The organism is Flavobacterium sp. GSP27 (assembly GCF_003970395.1).
In the GTDB taxonomy this organism is placed as follows: Bacteria; Bacteroidota; Bacteroidia; order Flavobacteriales; family Flavobacteriaceae; genus Flavobacterium.
On sequence record NZ_RYDP01000014.1, the window covers coordinates 1 to 16842 of the forward strand.

A 16842-nucleotide genomic window follows, 5' to 3' on the forward strand; every position below is an offset into this window, starting at 1 on the left:
ATCAGTCTTTTATCCTATTTTATTGTTGCTTATTTAATTGGTTTTCAATGAAATATCTTTTTTGTCATGTACTAAAATGTTTATGTTTAAATTTATTAAAGTAAAGATATTTTTAAGGTGTTAAGCCAAAACTCGTTGTCCGTTACTATTGTGTTAACGGATCCGGTGATCAGGTTATTAAAAGGTATAATAATTGGTCAGTCTGTTTTAAGAAGGTTAAATTATAAACGGTTAAAAAAAAATATTCATAATAAAAACCAATCGCAATTCGTTATAAAGATCAGAATGCAATACATTTGAATTATTAAAATAAAACCACAATGCGTAAAATTTCTTGGCTTTTCTGTAGTTTCTTCATTAGTAGCACTATCAGTATTTCGGCACAAAAATCAACTATTTATACCCACGATTTAAAGGATTTCAACAAAGCGGTTTCGTTGTTTAACGAAGAACAATATGCATCGGCACAAATTATTTTTAATAAAGTAAAAGAATCCGCCGGCACCGATGAATTAAAATCAGATTGTGCCTATTATGTGGCAAATTGCGCCATTCGTACTAATCAAGCCAATGCAGATCAGATGATGGAACGCTTTGTTTCGGATTATCCTACGAGTGTCAAACAAAATCAAGCGTATATCGAGGTGGCACAGTATCATTTTAGTTTGGGAAATTATCCCCAAGCCCTGCAATGGTTTGACAAAGTGGATGAAAGGAATCTGAGCAGAAAGGAGCAAGACCAGTTTAATTTTCAAAAAGGGTATAGTTTTTTTAATGCCAAAAAGAAAAAAGAGGCAACTGTTTATTTTAATAAAGTGGTGAATGCTCCTGAATATGGTTCGCAAGCTAAATATTACTTGGGATTTATGGCCTATGAAGGAGATGATTATAAGCAAGCGACAAAATATTTTGACGCCGTTTCCGGAGAAGAAAAATACAAGGAAAAACTGTCTTATTATCAGGCGGATATGAATTTTAAATTAGGAAATTTCCAAAACGCAATTGATTTAGGGGAAAAAGCAATGGCCAAATCAAATCCTTTAGAAAAATCGGAACTTAATAAAATCATTGGCGAAAGCTATTTTAATTTAAAAAAATACGATACCGCAATTCTCTATTTAGTTGCTTATCAAGGTAAAAAAGGAAGATGGAATAATACGGATTTTTACCAATTAGGATATGCGTATTACAAACAAAAAGACTACGAAAATGCCATTTCTCAGTTCAATAAAATCATAGGTGGGAAAGATTTTGTTGCACAAAACGCCTATTATCATTTGGGGGAAAGTTACCTCAATACAAACAAGAAACAGCAAGCTTTAAATGCTTTCAAAAATGCGTCGGAAATGTCATTTGACGAAGCAATACAGGAAGATGCGGGTTTGAATTACGCTAAATTAAGCTATGAACTTGGAAATTCCTATCAAAGTGTGCCTGCAATTTTGCATGCTTTTTTGAAGAAATACCCCAATAATGCCAACCGTTCAGAAATAGAAAGACTCTTGATTGATTCTTATATTTCTTCTAAAAACTATAAAGAGGCCTTAGTAATATTGGAAAAAAACAGATCCCCTGAAAACAAATTAGCGTACCAGAAAGTTACTTTTTTCAATGGGTTAGAATTGTATACAGACGGTGATTATCCGGAAGCCTTGACTATGTTTACGCAGTCTATGAACGAACAGAAAGATCCGTATTTTACTGCCAGAGCGGCTTTCTGGAAAGCAGAAACAGAATATGTTTTGAATGATTTTAAAAATGCGTTGTTGAGTTTCAAACAATTTGCAGGCTTTGCACAAGCCTCAAAAACTCCTGAATATAAAAATCACAATTACACGATTGCGTATGCTTATTTCAAATTGAAAGAGTACGATCAGGCAGGAAATTATTTCGAAAATCAGATTGAAAAAGCACCAGAGGATAAAGTGCGTTTGAATGATTCGTATTTGCGTTTGGCAGATTGTCGTTTTGTAACCTCAAAATACGGTCCCGCAATGGATGCGTACTCTAAAGTGATAGCCTCTAAAAGTGTCGATGCGGATTATGCGTATTTTCAAAAAGCAATTTCCTATGGATTTATGGATAAAAACGATAAAAAAATAGAAGAATTGAATGCTTTTTTACAATTGTATCCAAAATCGGGTTACCGAGATGATGCTTTATTTGAACTAGGGAATACTTATGTTGCCGAAAATAAAAATGATTTGGCTTTAAAAGCGTATGAGCAACTGAATACAGAATTCAAAAAGAGTTCTTTTGCCTCAAAATCTATTTTGCGCCAGGGATTAATTTATTTTAATTCAGACAGGAATGATCAGGCAGTAGTGAAGTTTAAGAAAGTAGCGGCTGAATTTCCTCGGTCTCCGGAGGCATTAGAAGCAGTAGCTGCAGCCCGATTAATTTACGTAGATATGGGCAGAGTAGATGAATATGCAACTTGGGTACGTACCCTAGATTTTGTGGCTGTCACGGATGCAGAGCTGGATAATGATACATTTGAAGCTGCCGAAAAACAATTTCAACAAAACAATACCAAACAGGCAATTACAGGTTTTAGTGGGTATTTAAGTCAGTTTTCCCCAGGAATACATGCCTTGAAGGCTAATTATTACCTGGCGCAATTGTATTTTTCTGAAGGATCTGAAAGCAAATCAATTCCTAATTATGAATTTGTAATAGCCCAATCCAGAAGTGAATTTACGGAGCCATCTTTAGTGCGTTTGGCACAGTTTTTTCTGAAAAATAAGGAATATGACAAAGCAATTCCGGTATTGTCCCGTCTAGAAAACGAAGCAGATGTTTCTCAGAATAAAACATTTGCACAATCCAATCTGATGAAATGTTTTTATGAAAATAAGGACTATCCAAATTCAGTAGTGTACGCGGAGAAAGTCTTAATGAATCCAAAGACTGATGATAATGTCAAAAGTGATGCGCAAATTATCATTGCACGGGCAGCAATGCAAACTGGTGATGAAGCCATAGCACGAGCGGCTTATGCCAAAGTAATGACAATTGCTAAGGGGGAATTAGCGGCCGAAGCCCTGTACTATGATGCTTATTTTAAAAATAAAGAAGAAAATTTTGAAGCTTCTAATGTTGCCGTTCAAAAATTAGCCGAAAATTATGCGAGCTATAAGTATTTTGGAGCCAAAGGATTAGTCTTAATGGCGAAAAATTTTTACGGACTCAAAGACAGCTATCAGGCGACTTACATTTTAGAAAACGTCATTCAGAATTTTACTGATTTTCAGGATGTAGTTTCAGAGGCACAAACTGAATTAGACAGAATTAAAGCGGAAGAGTCCAAAACAAATGCATCGATAACTAAATAAAGCTGCGAGTGGAAGTTAGAAAAACAACCAAAATCAACGCGAAAAAATAACTGAAAACAAAAAAAACATACGGAATGAATCTACCTTTTTACATCGTTGATGTTTTTGCAGAGAATAAATATACAGGCAATCAACTCGCGGTTTTTTTAGGTGCTGATTCCTTGAGCGACCAGCAGCTGCAGACAATTGCCCGCGAAATCAACTTTGCCGAAAGCACCTTTATTACTAAGCTTCAACCGGAGAATAAAACTGCTGCAATTAGGATTTTCACACCAGACCACGAAATGCAGTTTGCAGGCCATCCAATCATAGGAACATCATGGGTTTTGATGCATAAAATATTTGAGAATAAACCTGAAAAGATTTCGCTGTCGGTTCCAATTGGTGAAATTCCGGTACATCAATCGGGAGATTTGGTTTGGCTACAGGCGGCTCAACCGGAGTTTTTGAATACTTTTTTAACGGAAGATTTTTTATCCTTCAGCAATTTAAGCAGAGCTGATTTTGAGGATAAATTTCCCATTCAGGAAGTGACTACAGGAAGCGCTTTTGTGATTGTTCCTATTAAAAGTAAAAAGGCACTAGAGCATTTGATTCTTGATAAGGATAAAATGAAAGAATGGCTGCATGCACACTGCAAAACCAGTCATAGAGCGTTGTATTTTTATTGTTTGGTAGAAAAAAAGCTGAGTAGCAGGATGTTTTGTATTGAAGCGAATCAGCTTATAGAAGACGCGGCTACGGGAAGTGCGAGCACGTGTTTACAGGCTTTTCTTTTAAAATATCACTCGCCGGAAATTCAAATGATTAATCATCAGGGCGATTTTATAAACAGAGCCTCTCAGATTTATTTCGATGGAAAATTAGCTGAAAATCAGTTTGATATTAAAATTGGAGGAAAAACACAATACCTCGCAAAAGGAGAATGGGAAGTGTAACGTACCGGTTAAAAATGCAGTAGTAAAAAAAGTAGCAGTAAGTAGGAAGTTAGCAGTAAAAAAATAAAACATGACATTTAAAAACAAAGTAATATCGTTTATAAATAATAGCGTAACGTTTTCGGATCCGTTCCCTTTGGGGAGCGTTGGGTTGGGGATTTTATTTCTTTTCGTTTCTCAAGTTTCATTTGCACAAAAGAAAGAGCAAATAGGTACCGAGACCGTAAATGTAGTCAAGCCCTACACACCAACCATATTAGATGCTTTCAAAGTGAAGGAAACACCGTTGCTGGACGAAGAAGATAACACAAAAAAGGAAACCGTAAAGTATACTATTTTCTCTTTCCCGGTAGCATCAACTTTCACGCCGTCTAAAGGAAAAGCAGCAGGCGTAGAGAAAGAAAAAGAAGCCGTTTTGTTTCAAAACTACGCCACATTTGGTGTAGGGAATTACGGAACCTTTGTAGGGGAATTATATGTGAATCATGACCTTAATGCTACGGATTATATTGGTGGCATGTTTCGGCATCACTCCTCCCAAGGGGGTATTGAAAATGTGATTCTGGACGATCGTTTTTATGATACTTCGATTGATTTGATGTATGGATCAAATCGAAAAGAAGTTTCATGGAATCTGGATTTAGGATATCAAAACCAAACGTACAATTGGTATGGATTACCGGCTGATTTTGGCACTACGCTGGCGCCTCAGGACAGAGCAATCTTGATCAGTGGAATCAGGCCGCAGCAATCCTACAGTACGCTGACGTTAGGAGGGAATGTAGCCTTTAACGAAAGTTTTTTTAATAAAATGAGTCTGAAATTTAATCATTTTTCTGATATTTTTGATTCTTCAGAAAATAGGTTTTACGCCAAGCCAACTGTAGAATTTGATGTGATGGATAGTGCTGTAAAAACGGACTTAATCGTAGATTATGTTGGTGGAAGTTTCAATAATAATTATTTAAATACCAATACAGAACCAATCAAATACGGTTTTACAAATCTGGGAATTGCACCTAGTTTTGTGATGCAGGAGGAGGATTGGACACTGAATATTGGTGCCGCTATTTTTTATAGTCTGGACAATCAAAACAGCAATAATAAATTTTTTGTGTATCCAAAATTTAACGCTTCCTATAATGTTGTTGGTGATTTGATGATTTTTTATGCGGGAGCCGAAGGAAATTTAAAACAAAACTCGTACCAGGACTTTGTAGATGAAAATCCTTTTTTGTCACCAACACTAGCTATTGCACCTACGGATCAGCAGTATGATGTTTTTGCAGGATTAAAAGGGAAATTGACTAATAATATGAGTTATAATATAAGAGGTTCCTATATTAATGAGCGCAATAAGGCGTTGTTTAAAAGCAATGATTACAATGAAAATGCAACCAATCAGGACTATGCTTTTGGGAATTCTTTTCAAGTGGTGTATGACGATATGAGAACGTTGAATTTTTATGGAGAAGTAAAAGCTGATTTTTCTAAGAACGTGACTTTTGGAATCAACGGAAGCTTTAGCAGTTTTACAAATGATTTTCAACAAGAAGCGTGGAATTTGCCAGCTATAAAATTAAATTCAAGCTTGGATGTTAACATAACAGAGAACTGGTTTGCTGGTACAAATGTGTTCTATGTGGGCGAGCGAAAAGATTTTCAGGTTAATACCAATGTGGTGACTAACGCTGCTCCTGTAACTTTGAAGTCTTATTTTGATGTCAATGCAAATGTTGGTTACAAATATAGCGACCGATTGACTGCTTTTGCCAGAGCCAATAATATCACTAATAATGCCTACCAAAAATGGCAAAATTATCCAGTGCAGGGATTTCAGGTGATTTTAGGCGTGAACTATAAATTTGATTTTTAATCCCTATCCCAGCCCTCGCCGAAGGAGAAGGAGCCGAAAAGTAAAACAATCTTCGCTTTTTTTATTTAAAAACTTTGAATGCCCGACAGGGTTCAAAACCCTGTCAGGCATGTAAATCTACTTATGACTTTCAAACAAAAAATACATACCCATTACCTGCAATTAGTTCAGGATCGAATCGATGTTTTCAAAGACATGATTGTGGCACTTACCGAAGATTCTAAAAACGATGCTAAAGGTTCAGCCGGAGATAAACATGAAACCGCTTTGTCTATGATGCACATTGAGCAGGAAAAACTCAATCGTAAATTGAGAGAAGTACTGGACCAAAAAACAGTTTTGGATAAAATTGATGCTGGCACAGTTGCCGAAACCATTATTGTGGGGAGCTTGGTAAAAGCGAACGGAATCTATTTGTACCTGAGTGTGGCACTTCCTAAAATCAATGTCGAAGGAATCAATATTATCGCATTATCTCCGCAATCACCTTTGGGAAATAAACTGATGGGAAATCAAGAAGGGTTTGCTTTTGAGATAAATGGTACGAAGTATTTGGTTGAGGATATTAAATAAAAATCCGTTGTAATCAGTGTTACATGCATTCGTGTCATCAGCGTTCTGTCCTTTTGAGGATGTGTTTTTAGCCTTTAACCATTGCCATAAAAACAGCTAATGCAATCACGATTATTATAAAAGTGAGTATTTTACCGAAAATATTTTTGGTATTTTTAAGCAAGTAAAAAATTATTCCAAATACAATTATTGAGATTATTATACCCATAATGTTTATTTATTAATTTTAATGTGTTATCCAGTAGAAATAAAGACCTAATAATCCTCCGACTGATATAGTGAACAATAACACATAGAATTTCTCTCTTGTTGGAGCCCACAACAATGAAATTATATCAAATAAAATTTTACCAATTATTCTACCCATTTTTAATTTTTTTTGTATTTGTAAGTTTATATTGCATAAGTAATGAAAATTCAAATTGATATAACTGTAAATATTTTTTATCTAGTTGAAAATCAGATTTAAAGCTTGTGTGATTTAGCTAAAACAAAAAGTTTTTATTTATTAATTTTGCGTGACAACTTTAAAATAATTGCATCTTTTTCTATTAATTTATCTTGTAAATCTTGAATTTTAAGATGACTTTTTTTAAGATAATCTAAAGCTTTCTCAACGTTTTCAGCTGCTTTTGAAGATAATATAGTCATTTTTTCAGATTGGGAAATTAATTGCTGATTTTTTAATGTATTGATTTCTTGTAAAAGCTCCTGATTGTACGAGGCACAAGCAATAAATTCATTTTGTACTTTAGTACAATCAGATTCTATGTTATTTGCCGAATTTTCTAAAGTAGTTACTTTGTCATTAGAAGTATCAACTAAATCTTTATTCATTTGAAAAATACTACCATCATCCTCAATTATTCGGACTTGCATTCTATCGGTTAAAAGCATTTCAATAAAGCATTTTTTATTTATTTCATTTAGATACTCACTCTGAACATAAGTAACTCCCTCAGGCGTTTTAAGTCTTTTGCTCGGTGTATCAGTTCTCCTATATAAAGAAGGAATCCCATCCATTTCGAATGTAACATTACCGCCCTCAAGTGTCACAGAAGAGCTTCGATTAACCCAAATAGGAGCATCTTTAGTTTTACCTTCCCATTCCATATGAATTGATTTAAAATGAAGGACAACTTTTTTTTCTTGCGAATAGGAAATATTCATAAAAAGACACATAGATCCTATTACGAAAATATTTTTTAAAAAATTCATAATTGTTTTGGATTAATTAATTTGTGGAAAATTTTATAATACAATTTTGAACGTATGTATTCTTCTTTATGAAAATGGATATCTTCCTCTTTTATCATCTTTCAATAATAACCGAATTAGACTTCTTATCGCATAACCAATAAATTCGCTTACCATTGCTTCGTTTCCATAATATGTTAATCTCTGTTTTTTCTTGTATTATACTTCTATTCACTTGTTCATAATCATTAATCATTTTTATATTAGAATCAAATACTGTTTTGTTTAATATATCCTCATCAAACCTAATTCCATAGAACGATAATATTCCCTCTATTTCCCTAAAAGATTTAGCATAGCCAACAGGTGTTTGGGCATATGTTAATACTTCCGATCCTTGATAATAAAACCATTGATCTATTACTTTTTCTGTTCCGAATATAACGTTTTTGTTGTATTCCGTTTTTTGGCCAAAACTCATTACGCTATGTAATGAGATAGTAATTGTCGCAATTAGCAATAGGTTTCTCATGTCGTTTTTTTAATTGGTGCTTTAAACATGTAGTAAACTTAAAAAGTTAAAAATTTGATTCCTTACGGTTTTCCTCATTTGAGCGTTTTTTTTTACTTATTCAACCAAATGTAATTAAAAAATACATTTAAAACACAAATATGTGTCCTGATAATTTTTTAGATGGTAGCATTTTTACTGTGTGAAAGAAGTAGACGAGATAGAACTAATAAAATCTGTTGGAAATAAAATCAGAGACGCTAGAATTCTTAAAGGATTTTCTCAAGTGACCTTGTCTTATGATGCAAATATTCCTAAAAACCAAGTTGGTAGAATAGAAAGAGGAGAGATAAGTACTTCAATAACTACTCTTTTTAAAATATGTAAAGCTTTAAATATTCAGATGCAAGAATTGTTTATTATTCAGGAAATTAAATAAAAATCCGTTATTTACATCCGTCTCATCCGCGTCCCATTTTACAATCCGCAACTTCAATTCTATTTTTAGCACCTTTCCATTACGGTTTAAACGTAAATTCTATTTTTTAGTTATAAATTATAACTAAAAATAGTATTTGCGTTTTTCAATTAGAACTATAACTCCATCTTTGCCCTATCAAAATGAACAAAGCAGGTTTCTTTCATAACTTGACTCGAGAGTTTTACTCGAACAGGCGAAGCAAACCTTAAACTTTAAACAAAAAAATTATGTGCGGAATAGTATGTGTCTTTGATTTAAAACAAAAAGCGGAAGTTTTAAGACCGCAAGTATTAGAAATGTCTAAAATTATCCGTCATCGTGGACCGGACTGGAGTGGAATTTTTAGTAATGAAAAAGCCATTTTGTCTCACGAACGACTGGCAATCGTTGATCCTGCTTCAGGGAAACAACCGTTGTTCAGTGAAGACAAACAACTTGTTTTAGCAGCAAATGGTGAAATTTACAACCACAGAGAATTACGTAAACAATTTGAGGGTAAATATAACTTTCAAACCGAAAGTGACTGCGAAGTAATTCTAGCACTCTACAAAGAAAAAGGGCCTCATTTTATAGATGAAATGAATGGGATTTTTGGATTTGCTATTTATGATGTCGAAAAAGACGAGTATTTTGTTGCTCGGGATCACATGGGAATTATTCCATTATACATAGGTTGGGATGAACACGGAACTTTTTATGTGGCTTCTGAATTGAAAGCATTAGAAGGCTATTGTACTAAAATTCAATTGTTTCCTCCAGGACATTATATGTCAAGTAAAGATGGCGAATTTGTACAATGGTACAAAAGAGAATGGACAGATTATGATGCTGTAAAAGACAACGTAACCAGCATTGACGAAATTAAAGTGGCTTTAGAAGCAGCGGTTCACAGACAATTGATGAGCGATGTACCTTATGGAGTATTGCTTTCAGGAGGATTAGATTCTTCTATTACTTCGGCTGTCGCCAAAAAATATGCGCAAAAACGTATTGAATCCGGAGATGTTGCTGATGCTTGGTATCCGCAATTGCACTCTTTCTCGGTAGGATTAGATGGTTCTCCAGATTTAGCTGCAGCGCAAATAGTTGCGGATCATATTGGAACCATTCACCACGAAATTAAATTCACTATTCAAGAAGGGTTAGATGCAATTAAAGATGTAATTTACAACTTAGAAACGTATGATGTGACTACAATAAGGGCGTCGACACCAATGTGGTTGATGGCAAGAGTTATTAAATCTATGGGTATCAAAATGGTGTTATCAGGTGAAGGAGCAGATGAACTTTTTGGAGGATATTTGTATTTCCACAAAGCGCCAAACGCGAGAGAATTTCACGAAGAAAACGTACGTAAATTAGGTAAATTGCACATGTACGATTGTTTACGAGCGAACAAAAGTTTAGCAGCATGGGGAATTGAAGGACGTGTGCCATTTTTAGATAAAGAATTTATGGATGTGGCGATGCGCGTTAATCCACAAGATAAAATGATCAATGCAGAACATCCTATGGAAAAGTGGGTGGTTCGTAAAGCTTTTGAAGAGATGTTGCCGCCAAGTGTAGCTTGGAGACAAAAAGAACAATTTAGTGATGGTGTAGGTTATGGGTGGATTGATACATTAAAAGAAGTTGTAGCTGTTGAAATTTCGGATGAACAATTAGCAAATGCTAAATATAAATTTCCGTTGCAAACTCCTACTTCAAAAGAGGAATATTATTACCGTTCTATTTTTCATGAGCATTTTCCAAGTGATGCCGCCGCTTTGTGTGTGCCGCAAGAAGCAAGTGTGGCGTGTAGTACAAAAATTGCATTGGAATGGGATGAAGCGTTCAAAAACATGAATGATCCGTCCGGAAGAGCGGTGGCAAGTGTGCATGATGATGCGTATGCAAAAGCATAAATACAATTAATTAAGATTTTATAAATAGATAAAACGCTCTCCATTTTGAGAGCGTTTTTTTATGAGAAATATATTTCGAGAGTAGTTTAGAATTTGAAGAAACATTATAATTACACATTGTCTAAAATAATTAGGAGGAGTTCTTTATATTAGCAAAACTAAAATGTTTATTATGAGAGATATTACTTTATTCTTTGTTTTATTTTTATTGATTTCGTGTGATCAAAAAAATAAGATTTCCGTTGATACCATTATTACCGGTGCCACTATTTACACGGTCAATAACTCCTTTGAGAAAGCTTCGGCTATGGCAATCGATGAAGGTAAAATTATCGCTATTGGGACTAATGGTGAGATTTCAAAACAATATGAATCCAAGAATACGATAGATGCGGAAGGCAAATTCATTTATCCAGGCCTGATTGATGCACATTGCCATTTTTATAGCTATGGATTGAGCTTGCAGGAATCGGATTTGCGCGGTACCAAAAGCATGAACGAAATAATTTCCCGTTTAAAGGCTTTTCAAAAAGATAAAAATCCAACCTTTATTGTGGGTAATGGTTGGGATCAAAACGATTGGAAAGTCAAAAAGTATCCAACAAAAGCAGATTTAGATGTTGCGTTTCCTGATATTCCTGTAGTTTTAAATCGAATCGACGGTCATGCCATTATTGTGAATAGTAAAGCGTTAAAGTTAGCAGGAATTACAAAGGATACGAAAGCTGATGGTGGTCAGATCGAAATTGCAAACGGGGAGCCAACGGGAATTTTAGTAGACAATCCAATGGAATTAGTGTTCAAAATAATTCCAAAACCAACTCGTAAAACACAAATAGCCGCTTTGCTTGATGCCGAAAAAGTGATGTTTGATTACGGATTGACGACCGTAAATGATGCAGGATTGGATCCGGATATTATTCACTTGATGGATAGTTTGCAAAAGGCAAAAGTGATGAAGCTTAATGTATATGCAATGATTACTGCAAATCAAAAAAACATTGATTTATACTTAAAAAAAGGAATTTATAAAACAGATAATCTAAATGTGCGTTCCTTTAAAATGTATGGTGATGGTGCTTTGGGTTCGCGTGGAGCGTGCATGCACAAACCGTATTCCGACAAGCCAGGCGAATATGGCGCTTTGTTGGCACCAATTTCTGGATTAAGCGATGTAGCTAGACAAATTGCAGCTTCAAATTTTCAGTTGAATACACATGCCATTGGCGATTCAGCAAATACGGTGATTTTGAAAATTTACAGAGAAGTTTTGACAGGCACAAAAGACCGAAGATGGAAAATTGAGCACGCTCAAGTTTTGCGTGAAGCGGATTTTGACTATTTCAAATTTGGAATTATTCCTTCGGTTCAACCCACGCATGCCACATCTGATATGTATTGGGCTGAAGACAGATTGGGAAAAGCAAGATTGAAAAATGCCTATGCTTATAAAAAATTACTTCAAAAAGCTGGAATGGTAGCTCTTGGAACTGATTTCCCAGTAGAGGAAGTGAATCCGATGCTTACTTTTCATGCTGCTGTAGCCAGAAAAGACAGTAAGGAATATCCAAAAGGTGGTTTCCAAATGGAAAATGCGTTGACTAGAGTTGAAACTTTAAGAGGAATGACTATTTGGGCCGCCTATTCTAATTTTGAAGAAAAAGAAAAAGGAAGTCTGGAAGTAGGAAAATGGGCTGATTTTGTGATGTTTGACACGGATTTAATTATGGTGAAAGAGAATATGATAGTAAAAATGAAACCAACGAATACCTATTTAAAAGGTCAGAAAGTGAAGTAATTGAATTGTCAGCCTTTTATAATTTACGATTAATTCTGCAAACAATAGCATTTTGTAGAATACATTGTTAAAACATAGGAGTCATATAAGTTTTTAATTTGAATAAAATTAAATAAAACTAAAAGTTCATTTAAGTAAAGTCACATAGCCTTGCAAAGAACTTTTTTAACTTATTTTCCTTTTAATAACGATTTGAGAAACTGACTTTTTTAAACTTACATGACTTATATGTTTAAAATTAATGCTGTTTATTTTAAAATGTAGCGATAATTTACAGCTGTAATAGAATATTTTAATTTATTGGTATTTGAATTACATTTTTAAGACAAAATGCATCTTTTTGTTTTAAATAGTAACTAAATATCATAATTGTGTTTTGTATTTGTAACTGCTATTGCATATTTGTCGACTTAGAATTGGGAAAAAATAAAAATATAGAGTTATGTGCGGAATATTAGCCATTATCGGAAGAGGAAAAGAGGAACAATTGTTTGGAGCACTTTCAAAAAGAATGACGCATCGTGGTCCGGATGAAAGTGATTTACATGTTACTGAAAAAGGGCATATTTTAAGTCATGAACGATTGTCTATAATTGATTTACATTCTGGAAAACAACCGATACAAGGCACAAAAACGGCCTATATGGTTCATAATGGCGAAATATACAATCATCAGGAATTGAGAGATGGTGTGTTGAAAAGGCATGCTTTTAGAACCAAATCAGATTCAGAGGTTATTGTGCATTTGTACGAAGAGTTTGGATACGATTTTTGCAATATGCTGGATGGCGACTGGGCTTTTGTGGTAGTAGATGGCGATGATTTTATTGCCGGCAGAGATCCAATGGGAGTGAAACCGTTGTATTATGGTTTGGACGAAAGAGGAAGAATCTATTTTTCCTCCGAAATGAAACCTATTGCGGATCAGTGTAAAACATTTTCTACTTTTCCTCCGGGACATTATTATACTCAAAAAACAGGTTTTGTGAAATATTACAAACCGGAATATGAAGATTATTTAAAAGCCGACCAAGAATTAGATTTGGATTTAATCAGGGAAACGTTGACTGAAGCAACTCGTAAGCGTTTAATGAGCGATGTACCCATTGGAGTGTTGCTTTCAGGAGGATTGGATTCTTCATTAACATCAGCAATTGCTTCTAGGTTATTGGCGGAAAGCGGCAAAAAATTACAATCATTTTCTATTGGATTAAATGCGGATGCGCCAGATGCTGCGGCTGCCAGAAAAGTAGCGGAATTTTTAGGGACTGAACATCATGAAATTCATTTTACTGTTGCAGAAGGAATAAAAATCTTAGATAAATTAATCTGGCATTTAGAAACGTATGACGTGACTTCGGTTAGAGCAAGTACACCAATGTATTTCTTGTCGAAAGCGATTACGGATTTAGGTGTAAAAGTGGTGCTCTCAGGCGAAGGAGCCGATGAGATTTTTGGGGGATATTTGTATTTTAGAAATGCACCTTCGGCGGAGGATTTCCAAAAGGAAACTATTGAAAGAGTACAGAAATTGTTTACCGCCGATTTGTTAAGAGCGGACAAATCAACGATGGCGCACGGATTAGAAACCAGAGTTCCGTTTTTAGACAAAGCGTTTTTGGATGTGTCAATTCGCATCAAAGCAGAAGAAAAGATGCCTAAAACGTACGATGGAAAAGAAAAATACATTTTAAGAAAAGCATTTGATACGCCAGACAATCCGTATCTGCCTGAAGAGGTTTTGTGGAGACAAAAAGAACAATTTTCGGATGGAGTAGGATACAATTGGATTGATGAATTAATTGATTATTGTGCTACGCAAGTTACGGATGAGCAATTAGCTGGAGCTGTAGCTGAATTTCCGTATAATTCTCCTACAACTAAAGAAGCGTATTTTTACAGGTCGGTATTTAATAAATATTATCCGCAAGTAAGTGCGGCACAAACGGTTAGGAAGTGGATTCCAAAATGGCAGGAAAACCTTGATCCAAGCGGAAGAGCGAATGCGGCACACGTTCAGGCAGATACTGAAATTGCCAAAATAGGAGTTGTAGTTTGAAACAATAATTTAAATTTTTTATAAATGAAGAACGCTCTCAATTTTGAGAGCGTTTTTTTGTAATTATATGAACAAATGTTAATAACTTAAGGGCTTTAAAAGGGAATTTAACGGTTATATAATTTGCGTTTTTATATATTTGCGTGTTAGACAAAAAGTACATTTTTTTTAGAATAAAATATATATGAGCGAAGAAATCAAGAAGGACAGTTATTCAGCAGATAGTATTCAGGCATTAGAAGGAATGGAACACGTAAGGATGCGTCCTTCGATGTATATTGGAGATGTGGGAGTTCGAGGTCTACATCATTTAGTGTATGAGGTTGTGGATAACTCTATTGATGAGGCAATGGGAGGCCATTGTGATACCATAATAGTTGATATTAATGAAGATGGATCCGTTTCTGTTGAAGATAATGGGCGTGGTATTCCGGTAGGAATTCATAAAAAAGAAGGGGTTTCAGCATTAGAGGTTGTAATGACCAAGATTGGTGCCGGAGGAAAATTTGACAAAGATTCGTATAAAGTTTCTGGTGGTCTTCACGGTGTAGGGGTTTCGGTGGTAAATGCATTGTCAAACCATTTGAGAGCTACAGTTCACAGTAGTGATGGTAAAATATACGAACAAGAATACGAAAAAGGGAAAGCATTATACCCGGTTAAGCAAATTGGAGAAACGACTAAGAGAGGGACAATTGTTACTTTTTATCCGGATCCAAGCATATTTACCCAAACTATTGAGTATTCGTATGATACTTTATCGGCTCGTATGCGTGAATTATCTTATTTGAATAAAGGAATCACGATTACATTTACGGATAAAAGAGAATTTGATAAAGACGGAAATTTTGTTTCAGAAGTATTTCATTCTGACGAAGGTTTAAAAGAATACATCCGTTACTTAGATGGGAACCGTGAGCCAATTATTGCGCACGTAATTTCTATGGATCATGAAAAAGGAGAAATTCCGGTAGAGGTGGCGTTAATTTACAATACCAGCTATACGGAAAATATTTTCTCGTATGTGAATAATATCAATACGCATGAGGGAGGAACGCATTTGCAAGGTTTTAGAACCGGTCTTACAAGATCGTTAAAGAAATACGCAGATGCTTCCGGAATGTTAGACAAATTGAAATTTGATATTTCAGGAGACGATTTCCGGGAAGGATTGACCGCTATTATTTCGGTAAAAGTGCAGGAGCCACAATTTGAAGGACAAACGAAAACGAAACTTGGGAACAGAGAAGTTGTTTCTCCTGTAAGTCAAGCGGTAAGTGAGATGATTGAAAACTATTTGGAAGAAAATCCAAATGATGCCCGTATCATTGTTCAAAAAGTTATTCTTGCAGCACAAGCACGTCACGCAGCCAAAAAAGCACGTGAAATGGTACAACGCAAAACCGTAATGGGTGGCGGTGGATTGCCAGGAAAATTATCAGATTGTTCAGAACAGGATCCAGCAAAATGTGAAGTATACCTTGTCGAGGGAGATTCGGCGGGAGGAACCGCAAAACAAGGTCGTGATCGTGCGTTTCAAGCTATTTTACCTTTGCGTGGTAAGATTTTGAACGTAGAAAAAGCAATGCATCACAAGGTTTTTGAAAACGAAGAGATTCGAAATATATTTACTGCGCTAGGCGTTACAATAGGAACTGCCGAAGACAGCAAAGCATTGAATATCGAAAAATTACGCTACCACAAAGTAATCATTATGTGTGATGCCGATGTCGATGGTAGTCATATTTCTACTTTAATCTTGACGTTCTTCTTTAGATTTATGAAAGAATTAATCGAACAAGGGCACGTATATATTGCCGCACCGCCTTTGTATTTGGTTAAAAAAGGAAACAAAAAAGAATATGCATGGAATGATTTGCAACGTGATCAGGCAAATGAAAGAATGGGCGGAAGTGCAGGAATTCAACGTTATAAAGGTCTTGGAGAGATGAACGCAGAGCAATTATGGGAAACTACAATGGATCCAAGTTTTAGAACATTGCGTCAGGTAACTATTGACAGTTTGGCGGAAGCCGATAGAGTTTTCTCAATGTTAATGGGTGATGAAGTACCACCACGAAGAGAATTTATTGAGAAAAATGCAGTTTACGCAAATATTGATGCGTAACGTAACGTAATCATCCGTTTTTATTCTAATAGAATAACGCAA

11 protein-coding genes are annotated in these 16842 nt (G+C 35.1%); 9 read left to right on the plus strand and 2 right to left on the minus strand.

Going from position 1 to position 16842, the window contains the following annotated elements:
* Positions 1-320 precede the first annotated feature (320 nt).
* From EKM05_RS11900 to EKM05_RS11915, 4 genes are all read left to right on the plus strand, one after another.
* Entirely contained in the window at positions 321-3335 is a 3015-nt protein-coding gene (locus EKM05_RS11900) for a tetratricopeptide repeat protein (RefSeq protein WP_126555553.1), read from the plus strand.
* Between the two features lie 74 nt (positions 3336-3409).
* The gene (locus tag EKM05_RS11905; protein ID WP_126555556.1) at positions 3410-4273 is read left to right on the plus strand and encodes a PhzF family phenazine biosynthesis protein; all 864 of its coding nucleotides are present in this window, start codon (positions 3410-3412) and stop codon (positions 4271-4273) included.
* A gap of 70 nt (positions 4274-4343) precedes the next feature.
* Entirely contained in the window at positions 4344-6149 is a 1806-nt protein-coding gene (locus EKM05_RS11910; protein ID WP_158615151.1) for a TonB-dependent receptor, read from the plus strand.
* A gap of 123 nt (positions 6150-6272) precedes the next feature.
* Positions 6273-6722: a hypothetical protein gene (locus tag EKM05_RS11915; protein WP_126555559.1), complete on the plus strand. Its 450-nt coding sequence runs from the start codon at positions 6273-6275 to the stop codon at positions 6720-6722.
* Positions 6723-7223: 501 nt separating this feature from the next.
* Here the strand turns inward: EKM05_RS11915 and EKM05_RS11920 are convergent.
* Positions 7224-7835: a hypothetical protein gene (locus EKM05_RS11920; protein WP_126555561.1), complete on the minus strand. Its 612-nt coding sequence runs from the start codon at positions 7833-7835 to the stop codon at positions 7224-7226.
* Between the two features lie 199 nt (positions 7836-8034).
* Positions 8035-8451: a hypothetical protein gene (locus tag EKM05_RS11925; protein WP_126555564.1), complete on the minus strand. Its 417-nt coding sequence runs from the start codon at positions 8449-8451 to the stop codon at positions 8035-8037.
* Between the two features lie 181 nt (positions 8452-8632).
* Here EKM05_RS11925 and EKM05_RS11930 point away from each other — a divergent pair, with 181 nt between their 5' ends.
* The 5 genes from EKM05_RS11930 (at position 8633) to gyrB (ending at position 16800) form a co-directional block, all read left to right on the plus strand.
* Positions 8633-8869, plus strand: a complete 237-nt coding sequence (locus EKM05_RS11930) for a helix-turn-helix domain-containing protein (RefSeq protein ID WP_126555567.1) — start codon at positions 8633-8635, stop codon at positions 8867-8869.
* A 269-nt stretch (positions 8870-9138) separates the two neighbouring features.
* Complete coding sequence (asnB, locus tag EKM05_RS11935) at positions 9139-10815, plus strand: asparagine synthase B (protein ID WP_126555570.1); 1677 nt, start codon at positions 9139-9141, stop codon at positions 10813-10815.
* Positions 10816-10987: 172 nt separating this feature from the next.
* Complete coding sequence (locus EKM05_RS11940; protein WP_126555573.1) at positions 10988-12613, plus strand: amidohydrolase; 1626 nt, start codon at positions 10988-10990, stop codon at positions 12611-12613.
* A 442-nt stretch (positions 12614-13055) separates the two neighbouring features.
* Complete coding sequence (asnB, locus tag EKM05_RS11945) at positions 13056-14672, plus strand: asparagine synthase B (RefSeq protein ID WP_126461048.1); 1617 nt, start codon at positions 13056-13058, stop codon at positions 14670-14672.
* Positions 14673-14856: 184 nt separating this feature from the next.
* Positions 14857-16800 carry a DNA topoisomerase (ATP-hydrolyzing) subunit B gene (gyrB, locus tag EKM05_RS11950; protein WP_126461045.1) on the plus strand — a complete coding sequence of 648 codons (1944 nt, stop codon included), beginning with the start codon at positions 14857-14859 and terminating at the stop codon, positions 16798-16800.
* Positions 16801-16842: the final 42 nt, after the last annotated feature.